At 71.4% G+C, this 16,397-nt stretch carries 16 protein-coding genes; 8 read left to right on the forward strand and 8 right to left on the reverse strand.

What is annotated here, in order from left to right; translation table 11 throughout:
* Positions 1 to 7: 7 nt before the first annotated feature.
* The 4 genes from ORI60_RS09745 to ORI60_RS09760 form a co-directional block, all read right to left on the reverse strand.
* Positions 8 to 568, reverse strand: a complete 561-nt coding sequence (locus ORI60_RS09745) for a ferritin (protein ID WP_266036519.1) — start codon at positions 566 to 568, stop codon at positions 8 to 10.
* A 100-nt stretch (positions 569 to 668) separates the two neighbouring features.
* Entirely contained in the window at positions 669 to 1,856 is a 1,188-nt protein-coding gene (locus tag ORI60_RS09750) for an arginine deiminase (RefSeq protein WP_266036600.1), read from the reverse strand.
* A gap of 147 nt (positions 1,857 to 2,003) precedes the next feature.
* Entirely contained in the window at positions 2,004 to 2,702 is a 699-nt protein-coding gene (locus ORI60_RS09755; RefSeq protein ID WP_266036601.1) for a CPBP family intramembrane glutamic endopeptidase, read from the reverse strand.
* Between the two features lie 73 nt (positions 2,703 to 2,775).
* On the reverse strand, positions 2,776 to 3,588 hold the full coding sequence (locus ORI60_RS09760) for a DUF2470 domain-containing protein (RefSeq protein ID WP_266036602.1): 813 nt from the start codon (positions 3,586 to 3,588) through the stop codon (positions 2,776 to 2,778).
* A 30-nt stretch (positions 3,589 to 3,618) separates the two neighbouring features.
* On the opposite strand from ORI60_RS09760, the gene ORI60_RS09765 reads away from it, so the two are divergent.
* Complete coding sequence (locus ORI60_RS09765; RefSeq protein WP_266036521.1) at positions 3,619 to 4,083, forward strand: hypothetical protein; 465 nt, start codon at positions 3,619 to 3,621, stop codon at positions 4,081 to 4,083.
* Complete coding sequence (locus ORI60_RS09770) at positions 4,080 to 4,532, forward strand: hypothetical protein (protein WP_266036523.1); 453 nt, start codon at positions 4,080 to 4,082, stop codon at positions 4,530 to 4,532. The genes ORI60_RS09765 and ORI60_RS09770 overlap by 4 nt, the downstream gene beginning before the upstream one ends.
* Here the strand turns inward: ORI60_RS09770 and ORI60_RS09775 are convergent.
* From ORI60_RS09775 to ORI60_RS09790, 4 genes are read right to left on the reverse strand one after another with little or no spacing between them, the layout of a single operon-like run.
* A complete protein-coding gene (locus ORI60_RS09775) occupies positions 4,529 to 5,671 on the reverse strand; it encodes a VWA domain-containing protein (protein WP_266036525.1) in 1,143 nt (380 codons plus the stop codon). The two genes, ORI60_RS09770 and ORI60_RS09775, sit on opposite strands and share 4 nt — an antisense overlap.
* A complete protein-coding gene (locus tag ORI60_RS09780) occupies positions 5,668 to 6,300 on the reverse strand; it encodes an IclR family transcriptional regulator (RefSeq protein ID WP_266036527.1) in 633 nt (210 codons plus the stop codon). Before ORI60_RS09780 ends, ORI60_RS09775 begins: the two co-directional genes overlap by 4 nt.
* Positions 6,300 to 7,463 (reverse strand): fumarylacetoacetate hydrolase family protein, encoded by a 1,164-nt coding sequence (locus ORI60_RS09785; RefSeq protein ID WP_266036529.1) that lies wholly within the window; start codon positions 7,461 to 7,463, stop codon positions 6,300 to 6,302. Before ORI60_RS09785 ends, ORI60_RS09780 begins: the two co-directional genes overlap by 1 nt.
* Entirely contained in the window at positions 7,460 to 8,323 is an 864-nt protein-coding gene (locus tag ORI60_RS09790) for a hypothetical protein (RefSeq protein WP_266036531.1), read from the reverse strand. The genes ORI60_RS09785 and ORI60_RS09790 overlap by 4 nt, the downstream gene beginning before the upstream one ends.
* An 81-nt stretch (positions 8,324 to 8,404) precedes the next feature.
* Here ORI60_RS09790 and ORI60_RS09795 point away from each other — a divergent pair, with 81 nt between their 5' ends.
* From ORI60_RS09795 to ORI60_RS09820, 6 genes are all read left to right on the forward strand, one after another.
* The gene (locus tag ORI60_RS09795; protein ID WP_266036533.1) at positions 8,405 to 9,577 is read left to right on the forward strand and encodes a homogentisate 1,2-dioxygenase; all 1,173 of its coding nucleotides are present in this window, start codon (positions 8,405 to 8,407) and stop codon (positions 9,575 to 9,577) included.
* A gap of 33 nt (positions 9,578 to 9,610) precedes the next feature.
* On the forward strand, positions 9,611 to 10,774 hold the full coding sequence (locus ORI60_RS09800) for an SWIM zinc finger family protein (protein WP_266036535.1): 1,164 nt from the start codon (positions 9,611 to 9,613) through the stop codon (positions 10,772 to 10,774).
* Positions 10,775 to 11,324: 550 nt separating this feature from the next.
* Complete coding sequence (locus ORI60_RS09805; RefSeq protein WP_266036537.1) at positions 11,325 to 12,752, forward strand: DUF5691 domain-containing protein; 1,428 nt, start codon at positions 11,325 to 11,327, stop codon at positions 12,750 to 12,752.
* Positions 12,749 to 13,834 (forward strand): ATP-binding protein, encoded by a 1,086-nt coding sequence (locus tag ORI60_RS09810; protein ID WP_266036539.1) that lies wholly within the window; start codon positions 12,749 to 12,751, stop codon positions 13,832 to 13,834. The genes ORI60_RS09805 and ORI60_RS09810 overlap by 4 nt, the downstream gene beginning before the upstream one ends.
* The gene (locus tag ORI60_RS09815; protein ID WP_266036540.1) at positions 13,827 to 15,992 is read left to right on the forward strand and encodes a DUF5682 family protein; all 2,166 of its coding nucleotides are present in this window, start codon (positions 13,827 to 13,829) and stop codon (positions 15,990 to 15,992) included. The genes ORI60_RS09810 and ORI60_RS09815 overlap by 8 nt, the downstream gene beginning before the upstream one ends.
* The gene (locus tag ORI60_RS09820) at positions 15,989 to 16,393 is read left to right on the forward strand and encodes a hypothetical protein (RefSeq protein ID WP_266036542.1); all 405 of its coding nucleotides are present in this window, start codon (positions 15,989 to 15,991) and stop codon (positions 16,391 to 16,393) included. The genes ORI60_RS09815 and ORI60_RS09820 overlap by 4 nt, the downstream gene beginning before the upstream one ends.
* The last annotated feature ends 4 nt before the right edge of the window (positions 16,394 to 16,397 follow it).

The following is a 16,397-nucleotide window of genomic DNA, read 5'->3' on the forward strand; positions in this document are numbered from 1 at the left end:
AAAAAGCTCAGATCGTTCCCCCGGCGGCGGTCGGAGCGCTGGAGTCGCCACCCTCGTCACCGACGCTCTCGCGGGTGAGGAACGTCTCCACGTAGAACATGTTGCCGTCCGCGCGGTCCATGATCGTGAGCAGCGTCTTCATCGAGGAGACCTCCTCGACCTGCTCCTTCAGGAACCACTGCATGAACTGCTCGCCGATGTAGTCGCTCTCCTCGCGGGCGGCCTTCGCGAGCGCGATGATCTGGTCGGTGACCTGCTGCTCCTGGCTCAGGGCCAGGGCGACGAGCTCACGCGGGGACTTGAAGTCGTTGATCGGCGTCTCGACGCCGGGAATGGCGACCGCGATGTCGTTGTCCATCAGGAACTTCACGATCATCATGGCGTGGTTGCGCTCTTCGAGGGCCTGCTTGTAGAAGTGCGACGCGAGGCGCGGCAGGTCCTCGTTGTCGAACCACACGGCGAGCGCGATGTACTGCTGCGAAGCGGAGAACTCGTTGCCGATCTGAGCGCGCAGCAGCTCGTGGAAGTTCGACTTTCCGGACAGGATCTTCTTCACGTTCGAGGCCATGAGGAGTACGTTAACCCAAAACGCGGTGATTTGCATTCGAGGAAAAGCTAACCTTTGTTTGGAGAGGTAATCCAAACAAAGGTTAGGCATTCCTAACGATCTACACCAATGGCGCGCGGTCGATCGGGCACGACATGCAGCGGGGGCCGCCGCGGCCGGAGCCCAGTTCCGAACCGGCGATCCGCAGCACCTCGACGCCCGCGTCCTCCAGGCGCGCGTTCGTCTCGACGTTGCGCTCGTACGCCACGACGAGACCGGGAGCCACCGCGAGGGTGTTGTTGCCGTCGTCCCACTGCTCGCGCTCGGCGGTCACGACGTCGAGGCCGGTGTCGATCACCCGCAGCCGTTCGATGCCCATCGCCTCGGCCGCCGCCTCCAGGAACGGCACCGGGCCGTCCACCCGCACGCCGCCGTCGCCGTCGGACCGCAGCGGGTAGGCGGTCAGCGCGTCGCTGATCGCCGGGTACATCACCACGGCGTCGCGGTCGACCATCGTGCAGACGGTGTCGAGGTGCATCGTGGCGCGCTCCTGCGCGATCGGCACCGCCAGCACCGTGTGCGCGAGGCCGTCCGCGAGAGCGGAGCGGGCGAACGACTCCGCGCCCGCCGGGGTGGTGCGCTCGCCGACGCCGATGGCGATCACGCCGGGCGCGAGCAGCAGCACGTCGCCGCCCTCCAGCGGTGCCGAGTGCGCGCCGTACGCACGGCCCGTGCGGCGGAACCGCGGGTGGTAGGCGTAGATCAGGTCGGTCAGCGTCGTCTCGCGGTCACGCGCGGGCAGTGCGAGCGACGTGATGGCCACCCGGTCGCCGACCCACACCGACGAGTCGCGGGTGAAGAGCAGGTTCGGCAGCGGGTCGACGGCGAAGTCGATCGGCAGGTGCATCTTGCGCACCAGCGACGCGCCCTCGGCGGCCGGCAGTTCCTCGAACGTCATGCCCGTCATCAGCACCTGTGCGAGCGTCGGCGCGTCGAGCGACGTGAGGTGGCTGCGCAGCGCGTCGGCCAGGTCGATGCCGAGGCGGCGCTCGTTGACGGCGCTGTGGATGCCCGCGATGCGCGCGCGGTTGTCCTCCAGCGCCTGCACCAGCACGTCGGCCAGCAGCAGGACCTCGACCCCCTTGGAGGTCAGCGTCGCGGCGAACGCGTCGTGCTCCTCCTGGGCCCTGCCGACCCACGGCACGCCGTCGAACAGCAGCTGGTCGTTGTTGCGCGGGGTGAGCCTTTTGAGCTCGTTGCCCGGCCGGTGCAGCAGCACCGTGCGCAGCGGGCCTACCTCGCTGTCCACACGGGGTGCGGCGTCCGGAAGTGCTTCGGTCTCAGCGATCGTGTGCGCAGTCACCGATCGAGCGTAACCCTGAACAGCACAAATCGCCGCTCCTGGGCCTCAAAATGCAACGAATGGGGTGTGAACTCAAATTTCACAGTGCAATCGTTAGGGCAACCAGCTGACTTTGCCGCGCAACATTGTGTAGCCCACGAACGCGACCACGTCGAGGATGGTGTGGGCGATGACCAGCGGCCACAGCCGCTTGGTCCGCTGCCAGTAGAGGCCGAAGACCAGCCCCATGACCAGGTTGCCGACGAACCCGCCGAAGCCCTGGTAGAGGTGGTACGAGCCGCGCAGCACGGCCGCCGCGAACAGTGCCGTGTACTGCCGCCAGCCGAGCTGCTGCAGCCGCGTGATCAGGTACCCGACGACGAGCACCTCCTCCGCCCACGCGTTGCCGGCGGCGGCGAGGACCAGCGCCAGGCTCATCCACCACTGGTTGTCCAGAGTGGACGGCTGGACGGCGAGGTTCAGCCCGAGCGCCCAGGCGGCGAAGTAGAACGCCAGCCCGGGGATTCCGATGATCGCGGCCAGCCCCAGGGCACCCAGCGAGTCCGCGAGCTTGCGGGTGCCGTCGAGCCCGATGACGCGCAGCTTGATCCCCGTGCGCCACAACAGGTACAGCCCGATGCCGCCCCACGCCGCGAGCTGCAGCACGCCCAGCAGCTGCGCCACGAGGTCCAGCAGGTCGGCGCGCGCCTGCGGGACGTTGATCGCGACGGACTGCTTGTTGAGCGGTGTCGGCTGCAGCAGGCTGTCGATCAGCCGCACGAGGCTGCGCAGGCCGGACAGCCCGAGCGTCATGCTGAAGACGATCAGCAGTTCGAGCTGGTAACCGCGCTTCTCGTCGGCGGGGATCAAGGTCACCAGCCAGACGCTACCTCTGGGACAGGAACGGGCAGCCCATCAACCGCCGCAGCTCCACGGCGAGTTCCTGAGGAGTGCTGACCGGCTTGGAGAACGCGATCCGCACGTCGTGGTCCTCGCACTCCGCCTCGACCCGCAGCCTCAGCCCGAACCGGTCGAGGCCGAGTGGCCGCACGGTGCCGGCGCGCAGCTCCTCCGGCAGGTGGCGGGCGAGCTGGCCGACGACGTCGCGGTGTGCGGCCTCCAGGTGCCGCAGCCAGTGGTCCTCGTTGCGGCAGAACGGGTCCGGCGTCGCGCTCGCGAACTGCTCCGGCCTGATCGAGGAGGTGCCCTCGGCGTCCGCGATCACCATCGACGCGGGTGTGAGCCTGAGCACCGAGGCGCCGTGGCCCGCGTCGAGCAGCCGGTGGTCCGGCCGCACGTCGGCGATGGCGAGGATCTCCTCGCGCGCCTCCTGCCCGTCCAGCGCGGAGACCCAGCCGGTCAGCCACAGCAGGCCGCGCACGGGTTCGCGCAGCTGCACGGGTGCCTGGTCGGCGATCTCCAGCATCGCCGTCACCTCGGTCCGCGGAGCCTGCCACAGCTGCCCGACCAGCGGGTGCTCGTCGGCGAGCAAGAGGATCGTGGTCCCGCACGGGTGCACGTGGTGGAACAACGGGCTCGTGCGCGAACCGGACTGAGGAAGCAGTGCGGCGGAACCGTGGCGAGCCGCGATCGTGCGTGCGCGCTCTGCGGCGTGCGGCGCCGGCGGGCGCTTGATCTGGGTGTCGGTCACCGCTGCACCTCCTCGAAGGTTAGGCAAGCCTAACTTAGCTTTGCTCATCATGGGAAGCACCACCTGTACCTTGGACGCGTGGTCGTGCCCAACAAGCCGTCCACCGAGGTGACGGCGCTCGACGATCGGTGGACCCGGCACTGCGTGGACCGGGCGAGCCGTCGTGCCCTGGTGTGGACGGTGCTCGCGGGCGCGGCCTTCGCGCTCCAGTTCTTGCTGGTACTGGTGTGGTCTTGGTCCTCACCGGTGGCGCTGGTGCTGCTCTTCTTCGCCGCGGCCGTCCTCTGGTGGGTGACACGTAAGCGTCCGGTGCGTTTACCGGAAGGCGAACCGTGGCATTTCGCCCATGTGAAGTGGGAAGGAGGGCGTCTGGTCGTGTTGTCGTCGCCGCCTCTGTTGCTGACCTTGAGCGTCGGTCCTCTCCTTCGCGGACGGATCGCACGTCACCGGCGTGTGTGGTTCGTGCCACCGGATTCCGCCGGGAACACCTTCGTCACGTTCCGAGGAGTACCGCGGTTGATCCCGGCGCGTGTGCAGAGATGATCATCGAGAACTGGAGCGACACCTGCCTGGCGCGAGCGGACCGCCGCGCCGTCGGCCACATCTTCCTCGCGCTCGCCGCGCTCGGCGTCGTGCTCTTCATCGGCTGGATCTGGCTCGTCGTGCTGTCCGTGCCCGTGGTGCTCGAGCTCGCCGCGCCGGGGCTGCGGCACTTCCTCACCCGCCGCGGCACCCTCGAGCTGATCGAGCGGTTCCCGTGGCGTCCGGTGTCGGTGAGCTTCGTGCCCGGCCGGCGCATCGGGCGGCAGGCGTACCTGCGCGTCGAGGACTCGGAGAAGGACCTGCGGCTGCCCGAGCTCCCCGAACGGGCCCGGATCCTCGTGCGGCACACCGGGCGGATGTGGATCGCCGGTCCGGACGAGCGCGGGCGCGTGGTCGCGATGACGCGCGGGCTCGCGTTCCTCACCCGCGGCCGGGTGATCGACCGCTAACGGCCCGTCGCGATGCCTTCGGCCTCGGCCCACTGCGTGAGGTCGTCCTTGCGCAGCGCGGCCGCCAGCAGTTCGGGGAACTTGTCCGGCGTGCAGGCGAACGCGGGCGCGCCCAGCGCGTGCAGCTTCGCGGCCAGTTCGTGGTCGTAGGCGGGCGTGCCGGAGTCGCTGAGCGCCAACAGGTTCACGACCGTGACGCCGCTCGCGACCAGCTCGCGGACCCGGCGCTGCAGCTCGGTCTCCGAACCGCCCTCGTAGAGGTCGCTGATGATCACGATCACCGTGTCGGTCGGCCTGCGGACCTGCGTCTGCGCGTAGGCGACCGCGCGGTTGATGTCCGTGCCGCCGCCGAGCTGGGCGCTGAACAGCAGGTCCACCGGGTCGCTGAGCTGGTCGGTGAGATCGGCGACCTCGGTGTCGAACACGACGAGCCTCGTCGAGATCGACCGGATGCTCGCGAGCGCCGAGCCCAGCACCGCCGCGTGCACCAGTGACTCCGCCATCGAGCCCGACTGGTCGACCAGCAGGACCACGTCCCGCATCGCCGCGGTCCGGCTGCGCCTGCGGTGCCCGATCAGGTCCTCGACGATCACGGTCTTGTGCTGCGGCTGGTAGTTCCTGAGGTTCGCCTTGATCGTCGTCGCCCAGTCGACGTCCTGCAGCTGCGGCCTCCTGGTGCGCCGCGACCTGTCGACCGCGCCGCGGACGGCCTCGACCAGCCGGTCCGTCAGCCGCTTCTCGATGTCCTCGACCACCTTCCGCACCACGGCCTTCGCGGTGTCGCGGGTGCGGGCGGGGATGGCGCGGGAGAGCTGCAGCAGGGTGCTGACGAGGTTCACGTCCGGCTCGACCGACTGCAGCAGCTCGGGTTCGAGCAGCAGCTGCTTGAGGCCCAGCTTCTCGACCGCGTCCCGCTGCATCACCTGCACGACGGAGGTGGGGAAGTACTTGCGGACGTCGCCGAGCCAGCGGTGCAGCTGCGGGGAACTGGCGCCGAGGCCGGCACCGCGATCACCGCCGCCGCCGTACAGACCCGTGAGCGCGCCATCGCGCCGTTGGTCGTCCTCGCCGAGTTCGGACACGTCTTCCGCGCTCGGTCCGAGGAGCAACCGCCAGCGCCGTAGCCGCTCTTCGGTCATTTGAGCGCAGCCGCCACTTCTTCGGCCGCACGCACGACGTGAGGGCCTACGACGTTCGCATCGAGCTTCTCCAGCGCCACGACGCCGACGGACGCCCTGAGGCCGGGCACGCCGCGCACAGGCGCCGCGACGCCGTACGCGTTCGGCTGCAGCTCACCGGCCGAGACCACCCACGGCTCACCGGGGTGCGAGATGGCCTTGCCGGCCGCCCCGCGGTGCACCGGGTGGCGGGAACCCACCCGGTACGCCACGTGGAAAGCGGTCCACGACGGTTCGACGACGGCGACGGCCTGTGCCTCGGTGCCGTCCGCGACCGTGAGGTGCGCGGTGGCGCCGACCTTCTCGGCGAGCTCGCGCAACGCCGGGTTGGCCGCCATGCGCAGCTGGGGGAGGACGTTGGAGGCGAGGCGCAGCACGCCCAGGCCGAGCCTGACCTTCGAGCCCTCCCGGCGCACGAGACCGCGCGCCTGCAGGGGCACGAGAAGCCGGTACACGGCCGCTCTGGACGCGCCGATGGCGTTGGCGAGCTCCGAGATCGACGGCGCCTCGGACTCCGCCTCAGCGACCGCCTGGAGCAGCGCCAGACCCCTTTCCAGGGTCAGCGAGCTCTCCTTCGTCGCTCCGACCATCACGCACTCCGAACTGTTCCCACCACCTCGGCGAGTCCGACCACCGAGCCGCCTTCACCGGGGGCGGTCGCGGTCAGCTTGACCGTGTCGCCGTCCTCCAGGAAGGACCTCGTGGAGCCGTCGTCGAGCTTGAAAGGTTCCTTGCCGCCCCAGCTGAGTTCGAGGAACGAGCCGCGCTCGTCCTTCTCCGGTCCCGAGACCGTGCCGGAGGCGAACAGATCACCTGGGCGCACCGTAGCGCCGTTCACCGTCATGTGCGCCAGCTGTTGCACAAATGACCACGACATCTCCCGGAACGGAGGCCGCGCGACGATCGTGTCGTTCAGCTCCACGGTGATCGTGATGTCCAGGCCCCATGGCTGATCGCACGTCAGGTAGTCGTGCAGCTTGTTCGGCAGCGGCGGCGTCGGGACGCGTGCAACTGAGAACGCCTCCAGCGGCGTGATCCACGCGCCGATCGACGTGGCGAACGACTTGGCCAGGAACGGGCCGAGCGGCTGGTACTCCCAGGCCTGGATGTCGCGCGCCGACCAGTCGTTGACCAGCGTGACGCCGAAGACGTGCTCGGCGGCCCGGCTGGTGGACACGTTGGCCGCCTGCGGACCGCCGCAGACGAAGCCGACCTCGGCCTCGATGTCGAGGCGCTCCGACGGCCCGAACTTCGGGCCCTCGCTGCCGCGCTTCTGGCCGTTCGGGCGGACGATCTCCGTGCCGGAGACGTACACCGTGCCCGCGCGGCCGTGGTAGCCGATCGGGAGGTGCGTCCAGTTCGGCGTGAGCGGGTCGCCGTCGGGGCGGAACATCCTGCCGACGTTCTCCGCGTGGTGCCTGGAGCTGTAGAAGTCCACGTAGTCGCCGACCGTGAACGGCAGCTTCGCGGACTCGATCCCGACGAGCTCCGCGCCCTTGGGGGCGGAGCTCGACCGGACGATCTCCCTGAGCTTGGCGCGCAGCACGCTCCAGATCGGCCGCCCGGCCTTCAGCAGCGGGTCCAGGGAGTCCTCCTGGACGTACTCGCTGCACTTGCCCAGCGCGAGGCTCTTGAGGAGCAACGCCCGGTCGCCGACGCGGACGGCCACGCCCCCGTCGACGACCCCGTAGGGCAGGGTCTGCGGTCCGAACGGCTGGTCCTCGGTGAAGTTCGGGTCGCTGATCCAGCTCACAGAAGGCCCAGCCCCTCCAGGTCGGTGACGGGTTCGGAGAGCGAACACGAGCCGTAGCTCGCGAACACGCCTCGCACGGCGTGCGCGGCCTGATCGCTGAGCGCCTTGGCCTCGGCGGTGAGAGCCTCGGCATCGGTGCTCGCGAGGGCCTCGCGGACGTCGCGGCCGCTGAGCGACCGCGCGGTGGCCACGAGGAGGTTCAGGAAGCCGTGGTGGGTGAAGCCCTGCTCGTCGGTGTGGCGGACGGCCTTGTGCAGGCCCGCCGTCGCCTTGAACGCGACGCCGCCGCCGCTGACGACGCTGAGGAAGTCGGCGACCTCCTCGACGCTCGGGAAGTTCTCCTGGGAGAGCCCTCCGCAGCGCAGCTTGGGCCAGCTGCCGTGCTCGATGACCCGGCGGACGCCGTCGAGCCACTCGGCACCGCCGCGGCGGGGTTCGACGACGCGGATGACGTCCTCGGGGACGAACTCCGACACGCGCTCGAGCCACACCTCGTCCACATCGGACGGTGCGGGCATCTCGACCATGCGCAGAGCCAGGAGCTCGCTTCTGCTCTCGACGATCGACACGGCCTTCGGCACGCCGCCGAGGCCGGTGTCGATCACGAGGCTCAGTGCTATCGGTTTGGCCGGCTTGACCTTGATCAGTTCGGTGATCAGCTCGGCGAGACGGGAGGCAGGACAGAGGAAGAGACCCATGACGCCGGACCACTCGCCGACTCGTCCGTCGAGGTGACCGCGCACCGCGTCGGGCATCGACGCGCTCCCCGGAGGGAACAGCGCGGCATCGTCCACAAGCCTCGCGAGCAGGGGCGGAGTACCGCGCGGACCGGGCGCACGGAGTTCGACAGCGCTTGACACGGCTGACACGCTAGCCGTGTACCGCCAACTGAACAAAGATGTCCGATAATCGAACGCCTTGGAAGGACCCGGAGAGCAGCCATGGCTTACTACCGCCAGGTGGGAGAGATCCCCCGAAAGCGCCACACCCAGTTCCGCAAACCGGACGGTGGCCTGTACGCGGAAGAGCTCATGGGCGTCGAGGGGTTCTCGGCCGATTCGGCACTGCTGTACCACCGCCACCTGCCGACCGCGATCGTGAACGCGGAGACGGTGAAGGACGAGCGCGGCACCGTCTCGCCGAACCTGCCGCTGAAGCCGCGGCACTTCAAGACGACCGACCTGACCTGGGCTTCCGACGAGGTCGACGCGGTCACCGGACGCCGGAAGCTGTTCGGCAACCCGGACGTGACCATCGGTTTCGTCGTGGCCACGGTGCCTTCCCCGTTGTACCGCAACGCTTTCGGTGACGAGCTGCTGTACGTGCAGACCGGTTCGGGCGTCATCGAGACGATCTACGGGGCGTTGGAGGTGGGCGACGGCGACTACGTCGTGATCCCGACCTCGTGCACCTACCGGGTCGTGCCGTCCTCGCCGATGTCGTTGCTCGTGCTGGAGGCGACCGGGCACGTCGGCCCTCCCAAGCGCTACCTGTCCAAGGCCGGCCAGTTCCTGGAGCACTCGCCCTACTGCGAGCGGGACATCCGGGGGCCGGAGGAGCCGTTGCTCGTCGAGGGCACCGACGTCGACGTGCTCGTGCGGCACCGCGCGGGGCTCACGCGGTTCACCTACGCGAACCACCCGTTCGACGTCGTCGGGTGGGACGGGCACCTGTACCCGTGGGCGTTCAACATCCGCGACTTCGAGCCGATCACCGGCCGCGTGCACCAGCCGCCGCCCGTGCACCAGACGTTCGAGGGCCCGAACTTCGTCGTGTGCTCGTTCGTGCCGCGCAAGGTCGACTACCACCCGCTGTCCGTGCCGGTGCCGTACAACCACGCGAACGTCGACTCGGACGAGCTGATGTTCTACGTCGGCGGCAACTACGAGGCGCGCAAGGGGTCGGGCATCGGCATCGGCTCGATGTCGCTGCACCCGTCCGGCTGCACGCACGGCCCGCAGCCCGGAGCGGTGGAGGCGTCCCTGGGCGCGGACTACTTCGACGAGACCGCGGTCATGGTGGACACCTTCCGCCCCTTGGAGTTGGGGGAGGCGGCCGAGGCCACCGAGGACCCGGCGTACGCGTGGACTTGGGCCCGTCGCGGTCCGGCCTGATTTTCTGTCGGGGCTCCTCGCTAGTTTGGTCTCGTGAGGACAAGAGCCGTTCCGATGCGCTGGCAGGGCCTGGGCAAGGCCCTGCCGGTGCTGTGGGGCCTCTACTCGGGCTCCGGCTCGATGCCGTACCGCGTGTGCGTCGACCTGGCCGCGGGCACCGCCAAGTGCACGTGCCCGTCCCGCAAGTTCCCCTGCAAGCACGCCGTGAGCCTGCAGGAGCTCGACATCCCGGACGCCCTCCCGCCCGACTGGGTGGAGGAGTGGACCACCCGCCGGGCGGCCCGCGAGCTCGACTCGTCGCCCGAGGCAGTCGCCCGCCGGGTGCGCGCTCGCGAGAAGACGGCGGCCAACCGCGCCGCCGCCATGTCCGCGGGCATCGACGGCCTGCGCGACTGGCTTCGCGACGTCGCCTCCGCCGGCATCGCCTCCCTGCCGGGCCGCCCCGCCTCCTGGTGGCAGGCGTTCACCGCCCGCATGATCGACGCCCAGGTCCCCGGCGTGGCCGCCGCGGTGGCCGAGATCCAGGAGATCGTGGCGCGCTCGGGCCCGCGCTGGACCGCCGACGTGGCCGACCGCCTCGGCGGCCTGCACCTGCTGTGCTTCGTGCAGCCGCGCACCCGCCTGGGCGTCACGATCCCCGAGGAGACCGTGAAGGCCTCGCCGGGGATCTCCGACCGCTGGGTGGCCCTGCTGCGCCTGGAAACCGACGACGGCCGCGTCCGCACCGTCCGCCAGTGGTGCTGGGGCCGCCAAACCTCCCGCTGGGTCGTGGCGATCCGCCACTCCGCCGTGGGAGCTCCCGTCCCGCTGCTCCCGCACGGCCTGGAGTCCTCGGCCCTGGTCCACCCCTACCCGGCCTCGGACCGGGTGGCCCTGGGCGAACTGGAGGGCTCCCGCACCCCCGACCCGGTCCCCGCCCCGCAGTCGTGGCGGCAGTCCCTCGCCACCCTCGAACCCATGCTGACCGCAGACCCGTGGCAACGCCTCTTCCCGCTCGGCTGCACCTCGGTCCGCCTGCACGGCGCCGCCCTGGTCGACACCACGGGCCACGGCCTGCCGGTCCGCGACGACACAGGCCTCGACATGGCCCTGGCGCTGACCGGCGGCCTCCCGTTCGACGCCTGGGGCCTGTGGGACGGCCACGCGCTGCGCCTGGGAGCGGTGTCGCTGAACGGCACCCTGGAGGTGGTCGCGTGACCACCGCGCCTTCCACACCGGCGGCAGCGCGCGACTGCACGGCCCTCGCCTGGGTGGTGGCTGTGCGAGCGGTCCGCTCGCGCCGGGTGGTGGTTGTGCCGTCGGCGCGCGTGCGCCGCGTGTCGCCTGTGCCGTCGGCTCGCGTCCATCGCGTCGCGGACGCGCCACCGGTTCGTCCCTGCCTGGACCCGGTTCCCTCGCCCCGCAGCTCAGCCGAGTCGGCCGACCCGCACCACCGCACGCTCGCTCTGCCGCTCCGCCTCTCCCGCACCCCGGCCGCGACGACGGCACACACCGCGGTCGCCCCGCCAACGCACTTGCTTCCCACACCGGCTGCGTCCCACCTTCGTGGGCGCGTGGTGTTGGAGTCGGCGCGCTCGTCTCGCAGTTCAGCCGGGTCGGTCCGCCCGCAGCACCGCACGCTCGCCCTGCCGCCGCGCTCCTCCCGGGCTCCGGCCGCGCGGTCGGCTCGGACCGCTGCCGCCCCGCCGACGCGCTCCCTCCCCGCGCCAGCCGCGCCAGCCCACCCCCGCGACACCTGGGAGGCGGCGTGAAGGCCGAGTGGTCCAAGACCGTCCAAGACCTCCTCATCGGCACCACGAGAGGCGGCGGCGACACGGCGACCCTGCTGGCGGACTGCGCCGCCCTCGGCGTGGCCGCGTTCGGTGCGACGCTCCCGCAGGAGGCCACCACCGACCCGCTGCCGCTCGCCCCGCCCGAGTCCGCCGCCCTCCCCAGGCCTGCCGCCAGGGCGGTCCTGGAAGCGATCATGAGCCTCGACGACGAGGTCCTGCTCACCGAGTGGTGTGCTCTCGCCAAGGCCAACGGTGTCGTGGCGGAGCACCGGATGCTGCCCTCCCTGCTCGCCCTCGGCACGGCTCGTCCGGGGCTGCGGGCCGCGGTGGTCGAGGTTCTCGGCACGAGGGGCCGCTGGCTCGCGGACACCCGGCCCGGCTGGTCCTGGGCGAGCGGCGCCGCCCCGCTGGTGGACGAGGTGCCGCTCGAGGAGATCCTCGACCTGCCCAGCGCCCAGCGGGTCCGCGCGCTGCGCCGCAAGCGCAAGGTGGACCCGGCCGGGGTCGGTGCGTTCGTCGCGCGGGAGTTCGGGGAGTCGCGCCGTTCGGCCGACCGGCAGGTGCTGATCAGCGCGCTGGAGACCGGGCTGGGGCCGCAGGACGAGCAGCTCCTGGAGGCCGCGCTCGACGACAAGGCGGCGGCCGTCCACGACGAGGCGCTCCGCCTCCTGCGCAACCTCGGGCGCACGCGCCTCGCCGCTCGTGCGGCACACCGCCTGCGCCACGGGCTCCGCCTGACCGCGGACGGGCTCGACGTCCGGCCCGACGAGCTCTGGACCGGGCAGCCCGACGCGGCCGAGCTGCGCGACCTCATGCGCGACGGCTCCGAGAAGGGTGTGGCCGGTCGGATCCGGGCCGCGGCCGCGAGTGTTCCGCCGTCGTACTGGACGGCGACGCTCAAGGCCGACGACGCCAAGGCCGCCGACATCGTGCGGAGGGGGCCGTGGGCCGGCGCGTTGCTGCGGGGCATCGCCGACCAGCTCGCCGCGGCCAAGGATCCCCGTCCGTGGGCCGTTGCCGCCGCCGAGACGCTGACCGGCATGGAGCAGCTCGAGATGCTGGCCGCGTTGCCCGCCGCGGTCGCCGAGCAGGCGGTCGTGGCGGTGTCGAAGGGCTGGCACTACGACCTGCTCGACCACGCCTGCGCCCAGCTGCCCGCCCCGTGGTCGCCGGAGACCACCCGCGCGCTCCTGCACCGGTACGCCGCGCTGCCCGATCCGCGCTGGAGGTCGGGGCGTCCGCCCGCCGTGCTGCTCGCGCGGGGTGACGCGGACCTGCTCGGCGCGAGCTGGGAGGCTCTGACCCGTCGCTGGCCGGAGAACTCCCTGGAACTGGAGGTCCTCCGGCTCCGCATCCGCCTGCGCGAATCGTTCGCACCAGCACCGCCCCAGGAGGCCCAGTGACCGCCGTGCTCAGGCCGACGGCCGAACAGCAGTACGCCGCCGAGCTCGAAGCCGTCGCGGCCCAGGACGACCGCGAGCGGCCACCCAACTGGCGCCTCTCCCCGCGGGCCGTGGTCACCTACGTCCTGGGCGGCACACTCGCCGACGGCACCGTGATCTCGCCGAAGTACGTGGGCTCGCGCCGGCTCGTCGAGGTCGCGGTGGGCACGCTCGTCACGGACCGGGCGCTGCTGCTCGTCGGTGTGCCCGGCACGGCCAAGTCGTGGCTGTCCGAGCACCTCGCGGCGGCGATCAGCGGCAACTCGACGCTGGTGGTCCAGGGGACGGCCGGCACGAGCGAGGACCAGGTCCGCTACGGCTGGAACTACGCCCGCCTCATCGCCGAAGGTCCCAGCGAGAACGCCCTCGTGCCGAGCCCGGTCATGATGGGCATGCGCCAGGGGGCGGTCGTCCGGGTCGAGGAACTCACCCGCATGCCGTCCGAGGTGCAGGACTCGTTCATCACCGTCCTCAGCGAGAAGTCGCTGCCGGTGCCGGAGCTGAACACGCAGATCCAGGCCGTCCCCGGCTTCACCGTCATCGCGACGGCCAACGACCGCGACCGAGGTGTGAACCAGATGTCGTCGGCGCTCGCACGGCGCTTCAACACCGTCGTGCTGCCGCCGCCCGCGACCGAGGACGCCGAGGTCGAGATCGTCGTCACCCGGGCCCAGCAGCTCGGCAAGGCCCTCCAGCTACCCGCCGAACCGCCCGCGCTCGACGAGGTGCGCCGCGTCGTGCGGATCTTCCGCGAGCTGCGCAACGGCTCCACCGTGGACGGCCGGACGCAGCTGAAGAAGCCGAGCGGCAGCCTGTCCACCGCCGAGGCGATCTCGGTCATCGCGAACGGGATGGCGCTCGCCGGCCACTTCGGCGACGGCACGCTGGGCGCGGACGAGCTGGCGAGCGGGCTCATCGGGTCCGTGATCAAGGACCGGGTGTCGGACGCGACGGTCTGGCAGGAGTACCTGGAGACGGTGCTCAAGGAACGCGCGGAGTGGCGTGACCTCTACCGGGCCTGCCTGGACGCCAGCGGTGACTGAGCCGGTCCTCCTGGGCATCCGGCACCACGGCCCCGGCTCCGCCCGGATGGTCAAGCGGGCCCTGGAGCAGACGAGCCCTGCGCTCATCCTCATCGAGGGGCCGCCGGAGGCGGACACCCTCCTCGAGCACGTCCACGCCCTGACGCCCCCGGTCGCGATCCTGCTGCACGACGAGACCGAACCCGAGAGCGCGGCGTTCTGGCCGTTCGCGGAGTTCTCGCCGGAGTGGCAGGCGCTCCAGTACGCGGCCGAGAACGGTGTCACAGCGCGCTTCTTCGACCTGCCGGCCGCGGCGTCCATCGGTGACGACGGCCCGAGCGGCAACGTCGACCCCATCGGCCTGCTCGCCGAGGCCGCCGGCTTCGACGACCCGGAACGCTGGTGGGAGGACGTGGTCGAGCACAGCGCGTCGGACCCGCTCGAACTCGCGGGCGCCATCGCCGAGGCCATGGTCGCCGTGCGCGGGGAGTTCGAAGGCGAGGTGGGTGAACGCACGCTGCGCCGGGAAGCGTTCATGCGCCAGACGATCCGCAAGGCGCGCAAGGAGACCGACGGCCCGATAGTCGTGGTCTGCGGCGCGTGGCACGTCCCCGCGCTGCTCGCCAAGCCGACCGTCGCGGCCGACACCGCGTTGCTCAAGGGCCTGCGCCGCCGCAAGATCTCCGGCACCTGGGTCCCGTGGAGCCACGGTCAGCTGGCCGCCGAGTCGGGCTACGGCGCCGGCATCGACTCCCCGGGCTGGTACGCGCACCTCTGGCAGCACCAGGCCGACGTGGTCCCGCGCTGGTTCGCCAAAGCCGCCGCCGTGCTGCGGGAGGAAGATCTTCCGGCGTCGACGGCGAGCGCGGTGGAGGCCGTCCGGCTCGCGGAAACCCTTGCCGCACTGAGGGAACGTCCCAGCGCGGGCCTGAGCGAGGTCAACGAGGCAGCGCTCGCCGTCCTCTGCGGAGGCGAGGAGATCCACCTCCGGCTGGTCCACCGCAAGCTCGTCGTGGGTGAACGCCTGGGCGAGGTGGGCGAGGCAGTCCCGCGCTCACCGCTGGCCGCGGACCTCCAGCGCCTGCAACGCAAACTCCGGCTCCCCGCGGACGTCCAGCCCAAGCAGCTCAAGCTGGACCTCCGCAAGGACACCGACCGCGAACGCTCGAAACTCCTGCAGCGCCTGGACGTCCTGGGCGTGCCGTGGGGCAAGCCGGACCGGTCCAACTCCCTCGGCACCTTCGCCGAGGTCTGGCAGCTCCGCTGGGACCCGGTCTTCGCGGTGTCGGTGGCCGTGGCCGCCCGCCACGGCACCACCGTCCACACGGCGGCCGAGACCGTCCTCGTCCAGGCCGCCGAGGACGCGACGCGCGTGGCCGACGCCGCCGCGGCCCTCACCAAGTCCGTCGGCTGCGAGCTCCCCGCGGCCGTCGCCGCGGCCCGCAACGCCCTGGACCGCTGCGCCGCGATGGCCACGGACGCGCTCGAACTGCTGGCCGCCCTCCCGGACCTGGCGAGGACGGTCCGCTACGGCTCGGTCCGCGGCACCGACCCGGAACTGCTGCGGGTGGCCCTGCACGGCCTGCTCACCCGAGGAGCCGTGGGCCTCCCGATCGCCTGCCGCAACGTCGACGACGAAACGGCGGAGCACGCGCTGCAGGTCGTGGACGGCGCCCACGAGGCCACCCGCCTGGCAGCCGACGACGACCACCAGAAGACCTGGTGGCGAGCCCTGCACGCCCTCGTCAAGGCGGAAGCCCACGGCCTCCCGACGGGCAGGGCCACCCGCCTGCTCTGGGAAGCCGGCGAACTGACCAGCGACGACGTGGCCGCCCGCCTGCACCGCTCGGTTGCGACCGCGTTCGTGGCAGGGTTCCTGCGCGGCTCGGCGACCCTCCTGGCGGCGGACCCGCGCCTCTTCGGCCTCATCGACGAGTGGCTGAGCGGCCTGCGCGGCGAGGCGTTCGACGACGCCCTGCCCCTGCTCCGCCGGGCCATCACCGACTTCACGCCGGCCGAGCGCCGCCTGCTCGGCGAACGCGTCGTCGCGGGCGAGACCCCTCAGCCGGCCGCCGACGACGAGTGGGACCTGGAGATCGCCGAACGCCTCGCCGCCCACGTCCGCGGCTTGATGGCCGGAGTTTCACGACCGCCGGATCCGCCGATCCCAGAGGCGTGACCGCACCGGAAGAACACCGCCTCGCAGCCTCGGACGAGGGCCGCCTCATCGCACCTGACGAAGAGCGCCCCGCCGCGTCCGGCGACGACCGCCTCGCTGCTCCGGACGAAGACGGCCTGGCCGCGTCGGACGAGCAGCGCGCCGCGTCCGGCGAGGACGATCTCGCCGCGTCCGACGGCGACGGCCTTGCGGCCTCGGACGGGGACCGCCACGTCGCCTCGGGCGAAGACCGCCCTGCCACGTCGGGCGAAAGCTTCCTCACCACCCCGCCGGACGAAAGCCGCCTCGACGAGACGCAGCACCTCATCGACGAGGCCAAGAAGATCGCGCACGACCTGCGCGAAGAGGTCCCGGACACCACTCCGGAGCCTCCGCGCGAGGAAGGCTCCCCGGCGAACTAGCGCG

The organism is Lentzea sp. NEAU-D7, assembly GCF_026242055.1.
GTDB lineage: Bacteria > Actinomycetota > Actinomycetes > Mycobacteriales > Pseudonocardiaceae > Lentzea.